We start from the raw sequence: 19,032 nt of genomic DNA on the forward strand, positions 1-19,032 counted from the left end.
TCCACCCGGCCGGGGCTGTCGGACCCGAAGCCTAGGCTGATCCCATGGCCTCCCCCAAGACCGCTCGACCGGCCTACGTCTGCGCCGACTGCGGCTGGACCACACCCAAGTGGGTGGGTCGCTGCGGCGAGTGCCAGGCGTGGGGCACCGTCGACGTCGCCGCCACCGGCCGCAGCACCGGACGCACCCAGGCGGCCCCGGTCTCGAGCGTCGCCCGCCCCATCACCGAGGTGCAGGTCGAGTCAGCTCGCGCCACCGGATCGGGCATCACCGAGCTCGACCGGGTGCTCGGCGGAGGCGTCGTGCCCGGCGGCGTCCTGCTGCTCGCCGGCGAGCCCGGCGTCGGCAAGTCCACGCTGCTGCTGGAGGTTGCGGCCCGGTGGGCCCGGTCCGGCCGGCGCACGCTGTACGTGTCGGGTGAGGAGTCCGCCGCCCAAGTCCGTCTGCGCGCCGAGCGCACGGGGGCCATCGAGGAACAGCTGTACCTCGCGGCCGAGACCGACCTCGGAGGCGTGCTGACCCACGTCGACACGGTGCAGCCGAGCCTGCTGATCATCGACTCGGTGCAGACCATCAGCTCGGCTGACATCGACGGCGTGCCCGGCGGGGTCACCCAGGTGCGCGAGGTCGCGTCTGCCGTGATCCGACGCGCCAAGACCGACGCCATGGCCACGTTGCTGGTCGGCCACGTCACCAAGGATGGCACGGTCGCCGGTCCTCGCGTGCTGGAGCACCTCGTCGACGTCGTGCTGCAGTTCGAAGGGGACCGCGCCTCCCGCCTGCGGCTGCTGCGAGCGGTCAAGAACCGCTTCGGGCCGGTCGACGAGATCGGCTGCTTCGACCTAGTCGACGACGGCATCGTCGAGGTGCCCGATCCCACCGGGTTGTTCGTGTCGCGTCACGACTCCCCGGTCACGGGCACCTGCGTCACCGTCACGATGGAGGGCCGACGACCGTTGCTGGCCGAGGTCCAGGCACTCAGCGTCGAGACCAAGAACCCGTCGCCACGCCGCACCGCCAGCGGTCTCGACTCCTCGCGCATGGCCATGGTGCAGGCGGTGCTCACCAAGCACTGCCGCATGGACCTGTCCCATCACGACACCTACACGGCCACGGTCGGCGGGGCACGCCTGGTCGAGCCCTCGGTCGATCTCGCTGCCGCGATGGCGCTGGTCTCGGCCCACACCGATCGAGTCGTCCCCCACGACCTCATCGCGATCGGCGAGGTCGGCCTGGCCGGCGAGGTCAGGCCAGTCACCCACCTGTCGGCGCGGCTGCGCGAGGCCGAGCGCATCGGCTTCAGCCACGCCGTGGTGCCAGCCGGGTCCGAGGGCATCGACTCGTTCGCCGGCAGCATCACCGTCACGGCCGTGCGCAATGTTGCCGAGGCCATGCGTTCACTGGCCGAACCGGCGCAACCCGCCCCGTTCTAGACCCCTACACTGACCCAAACCTGCTCGAAGAGGACACCCTGATGCCCAGCACGGACCGCACGGGCGACGCAGACAAGGCTCTGCGCGCCGCCCTCGGATCGCTCGCGCCCGGCACCGAGCTGCGTGAAGGACTCGAGCGCATCCTGCGTGGGCGTACCGGCGCGCTGGTCGTGGTCGGCCTCGACGACGTCGTCGAGAAGATGTCCACCGGCGGTTTCGTGCTGGACGTGCCATTCACCGCGACCGCGCTGCGCGAGCTCGCCAAGATGGACGGCGCCATCATCCTCGATCGCGATGCGACCACCATCCGCCGCGCCGGGGTGCATCTGATGCCCGATCCCGCCATCGTCACCGCCGAGACAGGCACCCGCCACCGCACTGCCGACCGCGTGGCCCGCCAGAGCGGCCTCCCGGTCATCTCGGTCTCGGCGTCGATGCACATCATCGCGCTCTACCTCGGCCAGACGCGACACGTGCTGGAGGAGACCGCCGCTGTCCTGGGACGCGCCAACCAGGCTCTGCAGACCCTCGAGCGCTACCGCAGCCGACTCGACGAGGTCTCCGACGCTCTGTCGGCGCTCGAGATCGAGGATCTGGTCACCGTGCGCGACGTCGCTGCCGTGGCGCAGCGGCTCGAGATGGTGCGCCGTATCGCCACCGAGATCGAGGCCTACGTGCTCGAGCTCGGCACGGACGGACGTCTGCTGTCCCTGCAGCTCGACGAGCTGATCGGCGGCGTCGACACCGAGCGGCAGCTGATCGTGCGGGACTACATGCCGACAGGCCGACGCGCCCGCACCACCGAGGAGGTCCTCGCCGAGATGGGCGAGCTCGCTCCGGGCGCCCTCGTCGACATGGGCACGGTGGCTGCCGCCCTGCGCATCGGGTCCTCTGACGTCCTCGACACACCGCTCACGCCTCGCGGCTACCGCCTGCTCGCACGGGTGCCACGGCTGCCGGCCACGGTCGTCGATCGGCTGATCGAGCACTTCGGATCGCTGCAGAAGCTCTTGGCGGCCAGCATCGACGATCTGCAGACGGTTGACGGCGTCGGCGACCTCCGAGCGCGCGGTGTGCGCGAGGGCCTGTCCCGGCTGGCTGAGTCCAGCATCCTCGAGCGCTACGTCTGATCGTCCGACCGGTCGCGACTACTCCTCGTCGGGTGTGTCGGACGGCTCGGGCTCGGGCTCCGGCTCCGGCTCCGGCTCCGGCTCGGCTCTTGGAGCCAGCGAGAACGTCGTCTCGCCGGGCTCGCCGCCGAGCGTGCCGAGCTTGACGGTGTACGTACCGGCCGGCACCAAGGCCTCCTCCGATGAGCAACCAACGCCGGACCCGCGGCCGGACCAGGTGGTGGCCACGACGGTGGACCAGCCGCGCGCCAACGGCACGGGATCGGTCAACAGCGAGGTCGGGCAGAGGGTCGAGTCCCACACCGTCCCACCATTGGCGCTGATGACCGCGATGAGGTCGGCATCGTCCGGCTCCAGGGTGCAGGCCTCGGCTCCCGCGCTGCTGACGACCAGCTCGATGGTGACCTCCCCGGCAGCCGTCTGCTGGGCCGGGACGGTCGGCGTGATGCGGATCTGCTGGGGATCGCACGCCTTCGAGGTCGACGGCAGCGAGGCGTCGTACGTGCCGTCGGTGGGCACGACCGCGGGAACCACCTGCGGGGCCGCCTCCGGCTCGGACGGATCCGCAGTGTCATCGCCGCTCAGGAATCGCAGGCCCAGCCATCCGAGGGCGATCACGACGGCGAGGATCAGGAGTCGTCGACGCCAGTAGACCGCAGGGGGCAACGGTCGCTGACTCATGGCGCCACGCTAATCGTGCGGCCGCTCGTGCGAGGATCGACGCGCCATGTCCACCTCCGCGCAGTACGACGACATCGAGAGTCTGCACACTCGCGTGATCGACTGGTTCGACGCGCAGGCTCGCGATCTGCCGTGGCGGCGCGACCCACGACCCTGGCCCGTGATGGTCTCGGAGTTCATGCTGCAGCAGACGCCGGTGGTGCGGGTGGTGCCGGTCTTCGAGGCGTGGATGACCCGGTGGCCGACCCCCGCCGCGCTGGCTGCCGACTCCAGCGGCGAGGCGGTGCGCAGGTGGGGCCGGCTCGGCTACCCGCGTCGCGCGCTGCGCCTGCATGCCGCTGCGACGGCGATCGTCGAGCAGCACGGTGGCGAGGTTCCGCCGCGGAGGGCTGACCTTCTCGCACTTCCCGGGGTCGGCGACTACACGGCCAGTGCGATCGCATCCTTCGCGTTCGGAGACCGGCAGGTGGTGCTCGACACCAACGTGCGCCGCGTGTTCGCCCGCATCGTGGGTGGCAGGCAGTTCCCAGCCGATGCCGTGACCGCGGCGGAGCGCTCGCTGGCCCATGACCTGCTGCCCCCGCGCGACGCCGATCGGTGGGCCGCCGCGACGATGGAGCTGGGCGCCGTCGTCTGCTCGGCCAGGTCGCCCACGTGCGCGGTGTGCCCCGTGACGGACCTGTGCCGATGGCGAGCGGCCGGCTATCCCGCACATGAGGGGCCCGCCCGACGTGGCCAGGCGTGGGCCGGCACCGACCGTCAGTGCCGCGGGCGCCTGCTGGCCGTGCTGCGCGACGCCGATGGCCCGGTGCCCGCGCAGGAGTTCCGCGACGTCTGGGCCGACGACACCCAGCGGGAGCGCTGCCTGGACTCCCTGCTTGACGACGGCCTCGCCCATCTCGGTGCGAACGGCTCCCTGGTCCTGTGACGCGACGGCGAGATGTCGGCGGTCACGCTCCTGCGCCGCGCAGCGTCCATGTCACCTGCGTACGCATGTCGGCGGGATCGGCGTCTGGGGTCGGCTCAGTCAGGTAGGTCTCCCACACGACGTCGCCGGGCACGAGATCCTGATCGACGATCCACTGCTGAAGGTCGCGATAGGTGTTGCTGAGCGAGTCGTACCCACCCTCGTGCACGACCTCCGCTGCACGCGTCGCCGCCAGCTCGATCGGGGCGACGCGTCCGGTCGGCTCGACGGGGCCAGCGGTGGGAAGGGCGATCGCGAGGTCGGCGGAGTCGGTCGGGACTCCCCAGTAGACGGCGAGGCCGGGCCCGGTCGGGGTCACACCCTGCGCACCGAGGACGTCCATCAGGTCGCCGAAGCCGCGGTCGAAGAAGGTCCGGATGTCAGCCATCGCGATGGTCTCGCGGATCGCGGCAAGAACCTGTGGTTCGGTGGTGACGACGCGGGGCTCTGTCATGTCGTTCAATCTAGGCAGCGCCAGTCCCACTGTCCAGCAAGGGCGAAGCCCCCGCAGCCGAGCTGCGGGGGCTTCGATCGTGATCGCGCGCCGAGATCAGTCGGTGGAACCGCCGGCGCCGGCCTCGACGGCCGCCGTGGCGACCTCTTCGAGCTCGAGCGTGGCCTGATCCTGGCCTTCGAAGGTGAAGACCGCCTCGGGGCCCTCGCCCTCGACGCCGACCAGCACCAGCTGGCCCGGATGGATCTCGCTGTAGAGCAGCTTCTCGGCCATGACGTCCTCGATCTCGCGCTGCACGGTGCGCCGCAACGGGCGGGCGCCGAGCACCGGATCGAATCCACGAGCCGCCAGCAGCTCCTTGGCCGCCAGAGTGAGCTCGATCGTCATGTCCTTCTCGGCCAGACGACGCTCCAACGAGGAGATCATCATGTCGACCATCTGCAGGATCTCGTCCTGGGTCAGCGGCGGGAACACGATGATCTCGTCGACGCGGTTGAGGAACTCGGGCCGGAAGTGCTGCTTGAGCTCGGTCCCGACGCGCTCCTTCATCTTCTGGTACGAGCCCGAGACGTCACCGGACTTGCTGAAGCCGAGGTTGACGCCCTTGGCGATCTCGCTCGACCCGAGGTTGGTGGTCATGATGATGATCGCGTTCTTGAAGTTGATGACGCGACCCTGACCGTCGGTGAGGTGCCCCTCCTCCAGAATCTGCAGCAACGAGTTGAAGATGTCCGGGTGGGCCTTCTCGATCTCGTCGAACAGGACCACGCTGAACGGCTTGCGGCGCACCTTCTCGGTGAGCTGCCCGCCCTCTTCGTAGCCGACGTAGCCGGGAGGCGAGCCGAACAGGCGCGAGACGGTGTGCTTCTCGCTGTACTCACTCATGTCGAGCTGGATGAGGGCCTCGTCGTCACCGAACAGGAAGTTCGCCAACGCCTTGGACAGCCACGTCTTGCCGACACCCGAAGGCCCGGCGAAGATGAACGATCCACCCGGACGCTTGGGATCCTTGAGCCCGGCACGGCCACGTCGGATGGCCCGCGACAGGGCCTTGATGGCCTCGTCCTGACCGATGACGCGCTCGTGAAGCTCAGCCTCCATGTTGAGCAGACGGCTGGACTCGGCCTCGCTGAGCTGACCAACCGGGATTCCGGTGGCCTTCGCGAGGACCTCGGCGATCATGTGCTCATCGACGATGGCGACGGAGTCGAGATCGCCTGACTTCCAGGCCTTCTCGCGCTCACCCTTGGCGGTGATGAGCTTCTTCTCCTCATCACGCAGCGCGGCGGCCGCCTCGAAGTCCTGCGCGTCGATGGCACCCTCCTTGCGCATGCGCACGTCGGTGATCTTCTCGTCGAACTCCTTGAGCTCTGGCGGCGCGGCCATGCGACGGATGCGCAGACGCGCTCCCGCCTCGTCGATCAGGTCGATGGCCTTGTCGGGAAGGAAGCGGTCCGAGATGTACCGGTCGCCCATGGTCGCGGCGGCGACCAGCGCGTCGTCGGTGATCGAGACGCGGTGGTGCGCCTCGTACCGGTCGCGCAGGCCCTTGAGAATCTCGACGGTGTCGGAGACGGACGGCTCGTCGACGACGATGGGCTGGAAGCGACGGTTGAGGGCCGCGTCCTTCTCGAAGTGCTTGCGGTACTCGTCGAGGGTCGTGGCGCCGACGGTCTGCAGCTCGCCGCGGGCCAGCATCGGCTTGAGGATGCTGGCTGCGTCGATCGCGCCCTCGGCGGCACCTGCACCGACGAGCGTGTGGATCTCGTCGATGAACAAGATGATGTCGCCGCGGGTGCGAATTTCCTTGAGCACCTTCTTGAGGCGTTCCTCGAAGTCACCGCGGTAGCGGGAGCCGGCCACGAGCGCGCCCAGGTCGAGGGTGTAGATGTGCTTGTCCTTGAGCGTCTCGGGCACGTCGCCACGCACGATGTCCTGCGCGAGGCTCTCGACGACCGCGGTCTTGCCGACGCCGGGCTCGCCCACGAGCACGGGGTTGTTCTTGGTGCGGCGGCTGAGGGTCTGCATGACGCGCTCGGCCTCGTCGTCGCGACCGATGACCGGATCGAGCTTGCCCTCGCGGGCAGCCTGGGTCAGGTTGCGGCCGAACTGATCGAGCACCGCCGACGAACCGGTGGGGCCCTCGCTGGGGCCGGCGTTGGCTGCCTCGGCCTCCTTGCCCTGGAATCCGCTGACCAAGGTGATGACCTGCTGGCGGACCCGGTTGAGGTCGGCGCCGAGCTTGACGAGCACCTGGGCGGCGACGCCCTCACCCTCGCGGATCAGGCCGAGCAGGATGTGCTCGGTGCCGATGTAGTTGTGGCCGAGCTGCAGCGCTTCGCGCAGGCTCAGCTCGAGCACCTTCTTGGCACGCGGCGTGAACGGGATGTGCCCGCTGGGCGCCTGCTGGCCCTGGCCGATGATGTCCTCGACCTGGCCACGGACGGCCTCGAGCGAGATGTCGAGGCTCTCCAGGGCCTTGGCGGCAACGCCTTCGCCTTCGTGGATGAGACCGAGGAGGATGTGCTCGGTGCCGATGTAGTTGTGGCTGAGCATGCGCGCCTCTTCCTGGGCGAGCACGACAACGCGACGGGCGCGGTCAGTAAATCTTTCGAACATTCGTCCCCCTCAGCTGGGTTTGTTGAACCCAGTCTAGGCGTGTGCGGAAATCCGCGAGCCGGATGTCCGTATGTGTAATCCAACTGTCATCGAGGCCGTCGTGTTCCGGCGTTCGCTGTGGGCATAACCACGGGCACGGTCGGCGGTGGGAGGTTCACTCGCCGCGGCTGGTCGGGAAGAGAATCGCCTCGCGAATGCCGATGCCCTGCAGCAGCATGACGAGGCGGTCGACGCCGAGGCCCAGACCACCGGCAGGCGGCATGCCGAACTCGAGTGCCCGCAAGAAGTCCTCGTCGACGTCGTTGGCCTCGGGGTTGCCGGCAGCGGCCTGCCGCGCCTGCTCCTCCAGCCGCTCGCGCTGGACCACCGGATCGTTGAGCTCGGAGTAGGCAGGCGCCAGCTCGACACCATTGATGATCAGGTCCCAGGCCTCGACCAGGCCCGGCTTGGTGCGATGCTTCTTGGCCAACGGCCGCACCGACTCGGGGTAGTCGCGCACGAACGTGGGCTGGATCAGGGTGTGCTCGACCAGCTTCTCGTACAGCTCGAGGACGATCTCGCCAGCGTCCCAGTCCTCACGCAGCTCCACCTCGTAGCGGGCAGCCAGGGCCACGAGGTCCTCGACCGAGGTGTCGATGTCGACGGTCTGTCCCACGGCCTCGCTGACCAGGCCGTGCACGGTGGCGTGGCGCCAGTCGGCCTCGAGGTCGATCTCGGTGCCGTCACGACCGGTGACCACGGTCCTTGCGACCGCGCGGGCGGCGTCGAGCACCAGCTCACGGGTGAGGACGGCGATCGTGTCGTAGGAGCCGTACGCCTCGTAGACCTCGAGCATCAGGAACTCGACGTTGTGGGTGTTGTCGACGCCCTCGTTGCGGAACGTCTTGGCCATCTCGTAGACCTTGTCGATGCCGCCGACGAGGGCGCGCTTGAGGTGCAGCTCGAGGGCGATGCGCAGCAGGACCGGCTCGTCGAAGGCATTGAGATGGGTCCGGAACGGGCGCGCCGCGGCGCCGCCGTTGGTGTGCTGCAGCACCGGCGTCTCGACCTCGATGAATCCGATCCGGTCGAGCGTGGCTCGCAAGGACTGCATGACCTTGGCCTTGACCCGCACGTTCTCGCGCGCCTCGGGGCGCACGATCAGGTCGACGTACCGCATGCGCGAGCGTGCCTCGTCCGACAACGGGGTGTGCTCGTTGGGCAGCGGGCGCACCGTCTTGGCGGCCATGGCCCAGGACGTGGCCTGGACGCTGAGCTCGCCGCGGCGCGACGTGATGACCTCGCCGGTCACCTGCAGGTGGTCGCCGATGTCGACCAGTGCCTTGAACTCGGCGAGCCGCTCCTCACCGACCAGGTCGAGCGACAACATCGCCTGCAGCTCGGTGCCGTCGCCCTCGCGCAGCCGCGCGAAGCACAACTTGCCGGTGTTGCGCGAGAAGATCACACGGCCGGTGATCGAGACGACGTCGCCGGTCAGGGTGTCGGGGCCGAGCTCGTCGGCGTCGTACGACTCCACGATCTGTCGCAGCGTGTGCGTGCGGTCGACGACGACCGGGTAGGCCTGGGCGCCAGAGTCGAGCAGCTGCTGGCGCTTGTCGCGTCGCACCCGCATCTGCTCGGGCAGGTCGTCGTCGGTCGCAGCGTCGTCGGTCGCGGGGGCAGGCGTGGCGTCGTTCACGAGAGCCAAGCCTAGCCGTGGTGCCCGACGACCTCAGCCGTGGTTGCGCTCGTGCACCAGACGCAACCCCGTGAGGGTGAGCCGGGCATCGCGGGTCGTGATCAGGCCACAGTGGTCGATCACGGCGTCGGGGAACGCGCCCGTGGCGATGACGGTGACGTGGTCGGGGTCCTCGCCGAGGGAGTCGATGATGCGGGCGATCATGCCGTCCACCAGGCCGGCGAAGCCGAAGACCGCACCCGACTGGATGGCCTCGACCGTGTTCTTGCCGATCACGTCGCGCGGCGTGGCCAGCTCGACGCTGCGCAGCTGGGCGCCCCGACGAGCCAGCGCCTCGAGCGACAGCTCCACGCCCGGCGCGATGGCGCCACCGACATAGCGCCCCTGCTCGTCGATGACGTCGAAGATCGTGGCAGTTCCGTTGAGGTCGACCACGATCGCCGGCCCGCCGTACAGCTCGGCGGCTGCCAACGCGTTCACGATGCGGTCGGCGCCCACCTCGCGGGGATTGTCGGTGTGGATGGGCACACCCGTGCGCGTGCCCGGTCCCACGATGGAGACCGGCAGGTCGGCGAGGTGGCGCTCCTGCATGGCCCGCAGCTCGACCAGGACGCTCGGCACGGTGCAGCAGATCGCGGCCGCCTCGACGTGCGACAGACCAGAGTGGCGCACCAGCCCGGTCAGCATCAGCCACCACTCGTCGGACGTGCGGCGTCCGTCGGTCGAGACCTGCCAGTGATCGACCAGCTCCTGGCCCTCGAAGGCGCCGATCGTGGTGTGGCTGTTGCTGACGTCGAGGGCGAGCAGGACTCCGCTGGTCACGAGCCCGCGACGAGCGGGTTGTGCGTGACGTCGCCCCGGGTCAGACCCGTGCCGGGCAGCGCCTCGGCCGGGTCGTGGCCAGTGCCGATGACGTGGTTCTCCGAATCGACGAACACCACGTTCGGCTTGAGCTCGCGAGCCTCGGCGTCCTCGACCTGCCCGTAGGCGATCAGGATCACCAGGTCGCCAGGATGCACGAGACGTGCCGCGGCACCGTTGATGCCGATCACGCCCGACCCCCGCTCGCCGGCGATCGTGTAGGTCTGCAGGCGAGCCCCGTTGTCGATGTCGACGATGTGGACCAGCTCCCCGGACAACAGGTTGGCCGCGTCGAGCAGGTCCTCGTCGACGGTCACCGATCCGACGTAGTGCAGATCGGCCTGGGTCACGGTGGCGCGGTGGATCTTGGAGGTCATCATGGTGCGCAGCATGGTCAGGCTCCTTCGTGGATGTCTGGGGCGCCGAGGTGGACGGCGATGTTGTCGAGCAGCCGGGGCGTCCCGACCCGTGCGGCGATCAGCAGCCGAGCCTGCGAACCCGAGACCGGATCGCCCAGATCGACGTCGCGGAGGGCCACGTAGTCGGGACTGACTCCGGCGGCGCCCAGCGTGGAGTGCGCCGCTGCGAGCACCGCATCAGCGCCGCGCGGCCCTGCGTCGGCCCCCGCCCGCAGGGCTCGGTGCACGGCCGGAGCGCGCCGGCGGTCCTCGTCACCGAGGTAGACGTTGCGCGAGCTGCGGGCCAGCCCGTCGGACTCGCGCACGGTGGGGCAGCCCACGACCTCGATGCCGGTGGCGAGCTCGCTGGCCATCTGCCGGATGAGCACGAGCTGCTGATAGTCCTTCTCTCCAAACACCGCGACGTCAGGGCTCACCAGACCGAACAGCTTGGCCACCACGGTGAGGACACCGCGAAAGTGCGTGGGCCGGGACGCGCCCTCGAGCACCGAACCCAGCGGCCCCGGGTCGACCGAGATGGGCTGGTCCAGCCCATGGGGGTACATGGCACCGACCTCGGGGGCGAACACGACGTCGACCCCGGCGTCCTCGCACGTGGCGAGATCGGCGTCGAAGGTGCGCGGGTAGGCGTCGAAGTCCTCACCCGGCGCGAACTGCGTGGGATTGACGAAGATCGAAGCCACCAGCGCATCGCCGAGAGGTCGGGCGTGCTCGAGCAGCTGACGATGTCCCTCGTGCAGGGCACCCATGGTGGGCACCAGCGCGCGACGATCGGCGCCCTTGAGGACGTCGACCAGCTCGGCCCGCGTGCGGGCGATGACGGGCGCCACGTCAGATCCCGGCGGCGATGTCGGCCAGGGTGTCCCAGTCGGCCTCGTCGAGCACCTGCCGGATCGACCCGGCCGTGCGCGCATCGAGTCGCCCGTCGGCTCTGGCGCGTCCCGCCGTGGCACGTGCCATCTCGAGGTACGTGTCGATGGTCGCGTCCGGGACCCGCGCCTCGGCGAAGGCATCGATGTGCGCGCGCACCGTCGTGACATCGCCCCGCACGACCGGACCGGTCAGCGCGGCGTCGCCGTAGTCGAGCACGTTGTCCAGCGCGGCAGCCAGCAACGGACGGAGGACGGCTGCAGGATCTTGCGCGCCGGCGGCCCGCAGCAGGTCCATCGACTGGGCCACCAGGGTCACCAGGTGATTGGCCCCGTGGGCCAGACCGGCGTGGTAGAGCGCACGGTCGGACTCCGCGACCCACATGGGGCTTCCGCCCAGGGCGTCGACGAGCTCGGTCGCGAGCGGCCGCTCGGCCTCGGCCGCGGTGATGCCGAACACCGGCGTGCGGTCGACGTCGACCATGGTGCCGGTGAAGGTCATGGCCGGGTGCAGGGCGATGGGACGAGCGCCGAGCCGGGTCAGCGAGGCGAGCGCATCGAGTCCGTGCCGTCCGCTCGTGTGCAGCACGAACTGCCCGCGGCGGATGGCACCCGAGGCGGCGAGCTCCTCGGCCACCCGGATGAGGCTGTCGTCCGGCACGGCCAGGATCAACACGTCGCAGCGACGAGCGACGTCAGCAGGCTCGAGCACCGAAGTGCCCGGCAGCATCGTCTCGATGCGCAGGGCCGACGCGGCGGAAGCACCGCTGACTCCTGCGAGGCGGTAGCCGGCGGAGACCAGCTTGGCGCCGAGCACGGCGCCGACACGGCCCGCGCCGATGACGCCGATGGACGGCGCGACAGATCGATTCATCATGTGGATGCCTTTCGGTTCCAGTCCCGCAAGCGGGTACCAGACGTATGAGACGCCACCAGCCTAGCCCGTCCTCGGCACCGACACGTCGAGAGTGCGATGAATCACAGCGGCAGGTCCGCCGTAGGCTCGCCGTCATGGACAGCCCTTCACAGAGCCAAGACTCTGCGTCCCGCACTCCCACGCCGCTCGACGCCCTGGCCGAGCAGTGGCTCGACGAGATGGTCGAGCAGCAACCGGAGCTGCGCGTCCACCTGGGGCGCGACGGCGACCAGACCGCCTACGCCGATCACTCACCCGACGGCCACGCCGCAGCCGCCGATGCCGCCCGCGCGATGCTGCGCCGCGTCGAGGCTGTGGAACCAGCCGATGCCATCGACCGCGTGACCCGCAGCGAGCTGCTGCGCACGATCGGCGACGAGGTCCAGATGCACGACGCAGGCTTCTGGCAGCGCGACCTGAACGTCATCGCGTCCCCGGCCCAGGGCCTGCGCGACATCCTCGACCTGATGCCGACCAGCTCCGCAGACGACTGGGCCGACGTCGCTCGTCGCATGTCGGCCCTGCCCGACGCCATGGACGGATACATCGCCTCGCTGCGCGCGGGCGCAGCCGCCGGCGACGCACCGTCGCTGCGCCAGGTGCGCGAGGTCGGCGCCCAGGCGGCCAAGCTCGCGCGTCCCGATGGGTTCTTCGGCCACATGGGCGATCGCGCGTCGGGGCAGTCGGCCGGCGTCACGGTCGACCTCGATGCGGGCGCCCGCGCGGCGGGCAAGGCCTACGAGACCCTCGCACGGTTCCTGTCCGACGAGCTGGCCGACCAGGCCAGCACCACCGATGCGCTGGGTCGCGACCGGTACGCGGTCGCATCGCGGTCCTTCGTCGGCACTGAGATCGACCTCGACGAGACCTACGCGTGGGGCGTGGAGGAGCTGGCCCGCATGGTCGCCGAGCAGGAGTCGATCGCCGAGCAGATCCTGTCGAGCGCGGGAGCACGCGGATCGGGGGTGGCCGCCGCGATCGCCCACCTGGAGTCCGATCCGTCGCGTCGCCTGCACGGCACCGACGCGCTGCAGGCCTGGATGCAGGAGACCAGCGACCGGGCAGTGGAGGACCTGGGCCGCAGCCACTTCGACGTACCGGACATCATGCGCCGCCTGGAGTGCCGGATCGCACCGACGCAGGAGGGCGGCATCTACTACACGCCGCCGAGCGACGACTTCAGTCGACCGGGCCGCATGTGGTGGAGCGTGCCCGAGGACGTCACCGAGTTCGACACCTGGCGCGAGCTGACCACGGTCTACCACGAGGGCATCCCCGGCCATCACCTCCAGTGCGGCCTCGCGGTGCACAACGCGGCGGAGCTCAACGGCTGGCGACGGATGAGCTGGAACTCCGGCCATGGCGAGGGATGGGCCCTGTACGCCGAGCGCCTGATGGCCGATCTGGGCTACCTGGACGACCCGGCCGACCGCCTCGGCATGCTCGACGGTCAACGCATGCGGGCCGCCCGCGTGGTGCTCGACATCGGCGTGCACCTGGGGCTGCCCAAGCCCGACGACTCAGGACCGTGGACCGACGACGACGCCTACCCGTTCCTCGCCCAGCACGTGGCGATGAACGACCCGTTCATCCGCTTCGAGGCCAACCGCTACCTCGGGTGGGGCGGGCAGGCGCCCTCGTACAAAGTCGGTCAGCGGTTGTGGGAGCAGCTGCGCGACGACTGGGTCGCTGCGAACGGCAGCGACCTCAAGGCGTTCCACCGGCAGGCCCTCGCCGTCGGCAGCGTGGGCCTCGGCACCCTGCGCGACGCGCTGCTCCCCGTCCCCTGATTCCCAGGAGAACCCCGAAACCTGACACCTCACCCCTGTTGCAACAAGGGTGAAGCGCCAGGTTTCGGGGTTCTCCTGGGAAACTGCGCCACGGCCGGGACCCCGCGGTCGGGGGCTCAGGCCTGCAGCGAGCGGGGCTCGGAGCTGTTGGCGACCCGGTTCTCCGAGTCGATCATCCAGGCGAGCTGCTCGAGACGCTCGAGGATGGTGTGCAGCAGGTCCGCGGAGGTGGGGTCCTCGGCGTCGACGTCGTCGTGGATACGTCGAGCCGTGCCACTGGTCGCGTAGAGCGCGGAGGTGATGAGATCCACGGTGTCGGCGGTGTCGACCTCGTTGGCCGGGAACTCGCTCAGGCTCGTGCTGGCGGCGATCGTGGCAGCGCGCGCGTCGGGCGTCACGTACAGGGCGCGCATGCGCTCGGCGACGTCGTCAGAGAAGTTGCGTGCATCGTCGACGACCTCATCGAGCTGCAGGTGCAGGTCGCGGAAGTTCTTGCCAACGACGTTCCAGTGCGCCTGCTTGCCCTGGATGTGCAGGTCGGTGAGATCGACCAGCAGCTGCTGCAGGTGGGCGCCGAGGGTCTCGGAGGCCTTGAACGGGGGGTGGGCCACGTGGGTGGTGGCGCTGCGATCAGTCATGGTGTTCGACATCGAGTATCAGTCCTATCGTTGATGCGGTAGGACCACCGTGACACTTTTTCGACCGCCATTCCACGCAGGAAAGGCTGGCCTCAGAGCACGTGTCGACGTTCGCGGCGCACCGGCTCAGCCGGTTGCAGCGAGGCGAGGGCGTCAGCGAGATCGCTGACATCATGCAAGGGGCCGCAGGCGAAGTTCATCCTCAGGCGGCCCATTCCCTGCGGCCCGAGGACAGCCAGCTCGAGCCCGTGGCGATCCAGGGATCGAACGGTGACCGTCTCGGCATCGCCCTCGTGTGCTCGCGCCATGGCGAGCAGCTCACCGGCGTGAGCCGATTCGAGGTGGGTCAGCAGGCTGGGGGCGATCGTGCGCAGCACGTCGGGCTGCGCACGGCTGAACGCATCGACGTTGATGGTGACCTCGGTGGGGCCGGTGGCACGCATCGACAGCACGATCGGGGAGTAGGTGCGCAGACCGGAGTCATCGGGGCGCTCCATGCGGAACGACGCCACCGCCCGCAGCGACCACACCTCGCCGGGAGCATCCACCGTGAGCGTGCCCACCCGGCAGGCCCCCAGCCCGGAGACCGCCGCCGCGTCATCACTCATGCGGACCACCAGGGTGCCGTCCTCGACCACGACCTCGACCGGCGTGACGGCCGGAGCCGACCAGCGGCACCCGGTGTGCAGGTGACCGGGGCGAGCCACCGCGAGCAGGGTGCGCGCGCGCTCGGCCCACGTCGGCTCGGTCGACCTCGGCTCCTTCATGAAATAAGGCTAGCCTCACCTACGGAATGAGGCAAGCCGGTGCGACCGTCTCCGGGTTCGGGAGCGACGGCCAGTCCGCGGACCCGGGGTGTCAGCACGACATGTCCACACACACGTAACGCCCGCCCCGTCTCCGGGGCGGGCGTCACACGAGTGAGAGGACGCTCAGTTGAGCAGGTTGCCGAGCAGGCCGCCCTCGTTGTCGACGTCAACGTCGTTGTCGTCGTCCGACGAGCTGTTGTCGGTCTCGCTGTTGTCGGAGTCGTCCGTGGTGGACTCGTCGGTCTGGCTGCTGTCGGACTGCGAGCCGTCGACCTCGGTGCCGTTGCCGTTGTCCGAAGCGGTTCCGTTGCCGTTACCGCTTCCATTGCCGTTGTCCGAAACGGTTCCGTTGCCGTTGCCGCTGTCCGAAGCAGTTCCGTTGCCGTTGCCACTGTCCGAGGCGGTCCCGTTTCCGTTGCCGCTCTCGGAGACGTTGCCACTGTCGGCGACGGTTCCGTTGTCCGAGACGTTGCCGTTGTCCGAGACGTTCGGGTCGTTGTTGCTGCCGATCTGGTTGCCGTCCGCGCTCACGACGGGACCATCGAAGAGGTCAGCGAGGCCGAACAGCTCCGACAGTCCGATGTTGCCCGAGTCCGAGATGTCGGTGTCGGTGTCGTTGGTCTGGGTGCTCGAGGTGTCGCCACCGTCGTCGTTGGAGCTTGCCTGGGCGGCGCCTGCACCACCTGCGACGACGAGAGTCGCGCTGAGGGTGCTGGCGGCGAGTGTCCTGGTCAGATTCCTACGCATAGATCGTTCCTCCAGAGGGTTGGGTTCGGAGGTGCTGTGCGGCCTTGGTCGGCCACGGCCCCCACACTGACCAGCCGACAGCGGGTCGTTCAAGGGATCGTCGTGTGAGGACCCTCACGCCATCCGGGGCGAGGTCGGCCGCGAAGCCCGGGGGCTCACGCACACGCCGGCGACGACGCTCACCGCCGTCGCGACGCGCGCGGACGCAGCCCTCGTGGGCGACTTCTTCTCACTGGTTCCAGCGGTGCAGGTTCAGGCCGGGTCTGCGACGGTCTCCTCCTCGTCGTCACCGGGAGCGATGCAGGCCCGCTCCAGCAGCAACGACGTGATCAGCAGAACCACGCAGGCTGCGGCGGCCACGCCGGAGTGCAGCGCGCGCTCGCGAGCCAGCGCCACGTCGAGGGCATCGAGGTACGCGAGCGCGAAGCCGGCGTAGAAGCCTCCCACCAACGTGGCGACGGCCGCTCCTGACTTGGCCAGCGACACCATCGTGATGCCGTACTGGGAGGTCATGCGGCGACTCTTGCGATGCAGGCTCTGCCAGGTGTTCCACGCCAGCACGCCCATCACGACGGCCGCGAAGGCCAGGAGAGCGGCCGCGAGCCAGGACACCTGAGGAACTGCGCCACCGAGGCGCACGATCAACGGAGGCGTCAGACGACCGATGATGAGTCCGACCGCGGTCGCACCCACGACCCACAGCAGCGAGGTGCGGCGCATGCGGTTCATGGGCGTGCTCCGATCACGAGGCGATCGTCACAAGATGATCTCGAGGTCCTCGCGCTTGGTGACGTCGGTGATGTCGACCGAACCGATGATGTCGGCGACAAAGCCCTGACCCGGGATCTCGCCCTCGTCGTCGATCTCCAACCACGGAACGAGAACGAATCCGCGCAGGTGCGCACGCGGGTGCGGCAGCACCAGCTGGTCGTCGGCCGCCACGCGGTCGCCCACCACGATCAGGTCGACGTCGAGTGTGCGTGCTGCATTGGCCTCGGACCGGTCGCGACCGAACGCGTCCTCGATGGCCAGCGCGCGGTCCAGCAGCGTGTGGACCGTCAACGTGGTGTCGATGAGCACGACGGCGTTGAGGAAGTCGTCGGTGCCCTGCGCAGTGCCCTCGGCGGTCGTCTCATAGACCGACGAGATGCTCACGACCGTGACCTCGGGGGTGTCCTCGAGTGCGGACACCGCCCCTTGGAGCCGATCGAAGCGATCGCCCAGGTTGGAACCGATGGCGATCACCGCCTGCCGGATGGGTCGCATGCCACCGGTCATCGTGTCGGCGTCCAGCTCGTACGGGGTGGGCGCTTCGGTCACTGAGTGCTCCGCTCTATCGTGACGGCGACATCGTGGAATGTCACCGCGATGGGCGCTTGGGGTTTGTGCACGGTCACGCTAACCCATCGGACTGACGGCGCGGCCAAGCACAAGTCCACCATACGCAGCGCCACCGTCTCAATAAGGTCCACGGGCTCGCCCACGATGATGTCGTGGACACCCTGCGCGAGCGAGCCATAGTCGACCGAGAGCGTCAGATCGTGCTCGCGCGCCGCCGGCCCGAGGTCGAGGCCCAGGCTCACGTCAGCGACGAAGACCTGCCCGTCACGGCGCTCGCGCTCGAACAGCCCGTGGTGGCCGCGCGCCTCCACGCCACGTAGGTCGATGCGGTCCAGGCCGTCGGGAATGGTCATGTCAGTACTCCTCGATGTCCTCGGGTGGCACCACCGGTGAGGCGTGCCGCAACCAGAAGGTCCAGTCCCCCGCCGATCCAGCACTGGCCGACCCGGACTCGCCGTGCCGCACCAGGATGCTCGTGCTCTGCGCTGTCGCCGCCCCGAACGAGGTGGGATCGGACGGGCCGGGCTCGGCGTCCTCGTCGACCGACGGGGCATTGGTCAAGATGCTCTCGGTGCAGGTGACGACGGCGGTGTCGGGCTCGGCCGAGCCGAGCGGCAGCGTCGTGATCTCGATGTCGGTCAGGAAGAACTGGATGTATCCGATCTGCGCCATCAGCACCAGCCACGAGCGCACGATCTCGGACGTGCCGTGCAGGATCGGCGCACCGGGGTGCACGCACGACGTCTCGGGGTCGTCGCTCCACAGCGCCGTCATGAGATCGGCGTCGCCGGCCTCCACTGCGTCGTAGAGCGCGCGGTGCGCGGTCAGGACCGAGTCCGCGGCCCCGTCAGCCATCGTGCTCACCGGTCTCGCGCCGGATGCGGGCGGCCACGCGCACGGCATCCACGGAAGCAGCCGGGTCGTGCACCCGCACGCACCACACCCCCGCCTGCGCGCACAGGGCGCTGACGGCCGCGGTGGCGTGCTCACGCTCGCCGACCGGTCGCTGCACCCCGTCGCGCGCCAGCAGCTCACCGAGGAAGCGTTTGCGGCTCGCGGCCACCAGCAGCGGGCGACCCAGTGCTGCGAAGGCGTCGAGGTGGGCCAGCACGGTCCAGTTCTGGTCGCCGGTCTTGCTGAAGCCCAGACCGGGATCGACGACGATGCGGGCGGGGTCGACACCGGCGGCGACCGCGGCGTCCACCTGCTCGCCGAGCTCGCGCACGACGTCGCCGACCAGGTCGTCGTACGTGGTGCGCTGGTCCATCTGGGCCGAGTGCTCGCGCCAGTGCATCAGCACCACGGACGCATCAGCGGCAGCGACAGCCGCCAGCATCTGCGGGTCGGCGCGGCCGCCGGACACGTCGTTGACCAGGACCGCTCCTGCCTGCAGCGCGTCGCTCGCGAGGTCCGCTCTCATGGTGTCGACCGACACCGCGACCCCCTCGGACACGAGTCCGCGCACGACCGGCAGCACCCGACGCCGTTCCTCGTCAGCATCGACGCGCAACGCGCCGGGCCTGGTGGACTCTCCGCCCACGTCGACCAGGTCGGCGCCGGACTCGGCCAGGGAGACGCCGTGGCGGACCGCAGTGTCGGCATCGAACCAGCGGCCGCCGTCGGAGAAGGAATCGGGGGTCACGTTCACGACCCCCATGACCAGGGTGCGGTCCGCGGCGA

20 protein-coding genes are annotated in these 19,032 nt (G+C 69.5%); 4 read left to right on the plus strand and 16 right to left on the minus strand.

The genetic code is table 11. The features are described from left to right. Window positions 1-44: 44 nt before the first annotated feature. Window positions 45-1,433: a DNA repair protein RadA gene (radA, locus tag ACHAA3_RS06205; RefSeq protein WP_435708076.1), complete on the plus strand. Its 1,389-nt coding sequence runs from the start codon at window positions 45-47 to the stop codon at window positions 1,431-1,433. 41 nt (window positions 1,434-1,474) lie between these two features. Next, a complete protein-coding gene (gene disA, locus ACHAA3_RS06210) occupies window positions 1,475-2,563 on the plus strand; it encodes a DNA integrity scanning diadenylate cyclase DisA (protein WP_435708077.1) in 1,089 nt (362 codons plus the stop codon). A gap of 18 nt (window positions 2,564-2,581) precedes the next feature. Here disA and ACHAA3_RS06215 read toward each other — a convergent pair whose 3' ends face one another. After that, on the minus strand, window positions 2,582-3,244 hold the full coding sequence (locus ACHAA3_RS06215; RefSeq protein WP_435708078.1) for a hypothetical protein: 663 nt from the start codon (window positions 3,242-3,244) through the stop codon (window positions 2,582-2,584). A 46-nt stretch (window positions 3,245-3,290) separates the two neighbouring features. Here ACHAA3_RS06215 and ACHAA3_RS06220 point away from each other — a divergent pair, with 46 nt between their 5' ends. Further along, complete coding sequence (locus tag ACHAA3_RS06220; protein WP_435708079.1) at window positions 3,291-4,172, plus strand: A/G-specific adenine glycosylase; 882 nt, start codon at window positions 3,291-3,293, stop codon at window positions 4,170-4,172. A 22-nt stretch (window positions 4,173-4,194) separates the two neighbouring features. On the opposite strand, the gene ACHAA3_RS06225 is transcribed toward ACHAA3_RS06220, so the two are convergent. From ACHAA3_RS06225 to ACHAA3_RS06255, 7 genes are all read right to left on the minus strand, one after another. Continuing rightward, window positions 4,195-4,665 carry a GyrI-like domain-containing protein gene (locus tag ACHAA3_RS06225; protein WP_435708080.1) on the minus strand — a complete coding sequence of 157 codons (471 nt, stop codon included), beginning with the start codon at window positions 4,663-4,665 and terminating at the stop codon, window positions 4,195-4,197. Window positions 4,666-4,761: 96 nt separating this feature from the next. Further along, window positions 4,762-7,284: an ATP-dependent Clp protease ATP-binding subunit gene (locus ACHAA3_RS06230; protein WP_435708081.1), complete on the minus strand. Its 2,523-nt coding sequence runs from the start codon at window positions 7,282-7,284 to the stop codon at window positions 4,762-4,764. Between the two features lie 154 nt (window positions 7,285-7,438). Then, window positions 7,439-8,962 (minus strand): lysine--tRNA ligase, encoded by a 1,524-nt coding sequence (gene lysS, locus ACHAA3_RS06235; RefSeq protein ID WP_435708082.1) that lies wholly within the window; start codon window positions 8,960-8,962, stop codon window positions 7,439-7,441. A gap of 33 nt (window positions 8,963-8,995) precedes the next feature. Then, a complete protein-coding gene (locus ACHAA3_RS06240) occupies window positions 8,996-9,784 on the minus strand; it encodes a type III pantothenate kinase (RefSeq protein ID WP_435708083.1) in 789 nt (262 codons plus the stop codon). After that, on the minus strand, window positions 9,781-10,215 hold the full coding sequence (panD, locus tag ACHAA3_RS06245) for an aspartate 1-decarboxylase (protein ID WP_435708084.1): 435 nt from the start codon (window positions 10,213-10,215) through the stop codon (window positions 9,781-9,783). The genes ACHAA3_RS06240 and panD overlap by 4 nt, the downstream gene beginning before the upstream one ends. A gap of 2 nt (window positions 10,216-10,217) precedes the next feature. After that, on the minus strand, window positions 10,218-11,072 hold the full coding sequence (gene panC / locus ACHAA3_RS06250; RefSeq protein ID WP_435708085.1) for a pantoate--beta-alanine ligase: 855 nt from the start codon (window positions 11,070-11,072) through the stop codon (window positions 10,218-10,220). 1 nt (window position 11,073) lies between these two features. Next, complete coding sequence (locus ACHAA3_RS06255; protein ID WP_435708086.1) at window positions 11,074-11,988, minus strand: Rossmann-like and DUF2520 domain-containing protein; 915 nt, start codon at window positions 11,986-11,988, stop codon at window positions 11,074-11,076. A gap of 134 nt (window positions 11,989-12,122) precedes the next feature. On the opposite strand from ACHAA3_RS06255, the gene ACHAA3_RS06260 reads away from it, so the two are divergent. Then, window positions 12,123-13,817 (plus strand): DUF885 domain-containing protein, encoded by a 1,695-nt coding sequence (locus ACHAA3_RS06260; RefSeq protein ID WP_435708087.1) that lies wholly within the window; start codon window positions 12,123-12,125, stop codon window positions 13,815-13,817. Window positions 13,818-13,933: 116 nt separating this feature from the next. Here the strand turns inward: ACHAA3_RS06260 and ACHAA3_RS06265 are convergent, their stop codons facing one another. From ACHAA3_RS06265 to folP, 8 genes are all read right to left on the minus strand, one after another. Then, window positions 13,934-14,455 carry a Dps family protein gene (locus ACHAA3_RS06265; RefSeq protein WP_435708088.1) on the minus strand — a complete coding sequence of 174 codons (522 nt, stop codon included), beginning with the start codon at window positions 14,453-14,455 and terminating at the stop codon, window positions 13,934-13,936. A 92-nt stretch (window positions 14,456-14,547) separates the two neighbouring features. Then, window positions 14,548-15,222 carry a DUF2470 domain-containing protein gene (locus ACHAA3_RS06270; RefSeq protein WP_435708089.1) on the minus strand — a complete coding sequence of 225 codons (675 nt, stop codon included), beginning with the start codon at window positions 15,220-15,222 and terminating at the stop codon, window positions 14,548-14,550. Window positions 15,223-15,387: 165 nt separating this feature from the next. Continuing rightward, complete coding sequence (locus tag ACHAA3_RS06275; RefSeq protein WP_435708090.1) at window positions 15,388-16,011, minus strand: hypothetical protein; 624 nt, start codon at window positions 16,009-16,011, stop codon at window positions 15,388-15,390. 252 nt (window positions 16,012-16,263) lie between these two features. Then, complete coding sequence (locus ACHAA3_RS06280; protein WP_435708091.1) at window positions 16,264-16,740, minus strand: DUF3180 domain-containing protein; 477 nt, start codon at window positions 16,738-16,740, stop codon at window positions 16,264-16,266. 27 nt (window positions 16,741-16,767) lie between these two features. After that, a complete protein-coding gene (folK, locus tag ACHAA3_RS06285; protein WP_435708092.1) occupies window positions 16,768-17,331 on the minus strand; it encodes a 2-amino-4-hydroxy-6-hydroxymethyldihydropteridine diphosphokinase in 564 nt (187 codons plus the stop codon). Continuing rightward, the gene (folB, locus tag ACHAA3_RS06290) at window positions 17,328-17,705 is read right to left on the minus strand and encodes a dihydroneopterin aldolase (protein WP_435708093.1); all 378 of its coding nucleotides are present in this window, start codon (window positions 17,703-17,705) and stop codon (window positions 17,328-17,330) included. Before folB ends, folK begins: the two co-directional genes overlap by 4 nt. 1 nt (window position 17,706) lies before the next feature. After that, complete coding sequence (locus ACHAA3_RS06295; protein WP_435708094.1) at window positions 17,707-18,207, minus strand: nuclear transport factor 2 family protein; 501 nt, start codon at window positions 18,205-18,207, stop codon at window positions 17,707-17,709. Further along, a complete protein-coding gene (gene folP, locus ACHAA3_RS06300) occupies window positions 18,200-19,009 on the minus strand; it encodes a dihydropteroate synthase (protein ID WP_435708225.1) in 810 nt (269 codons plus the stop codon). The genes ACHAA3_RS06295 and folP overlap by 8 nt, the downstream gene beginning before the upstream one ends. Window positions 19,010-19,032: the final 23 nt, after the last annotated feature.

Source organism: Aeromicrobium sp. CF3.5 (assembly GCF_051262695.1).
In the GTDB taxonomy this organism is placed as follows: domain Bacteria; phylum Actinomycetota; class Actinomycetes; order Propionibacteriales; family Nocardioidaceae; genus Aeromicrobium.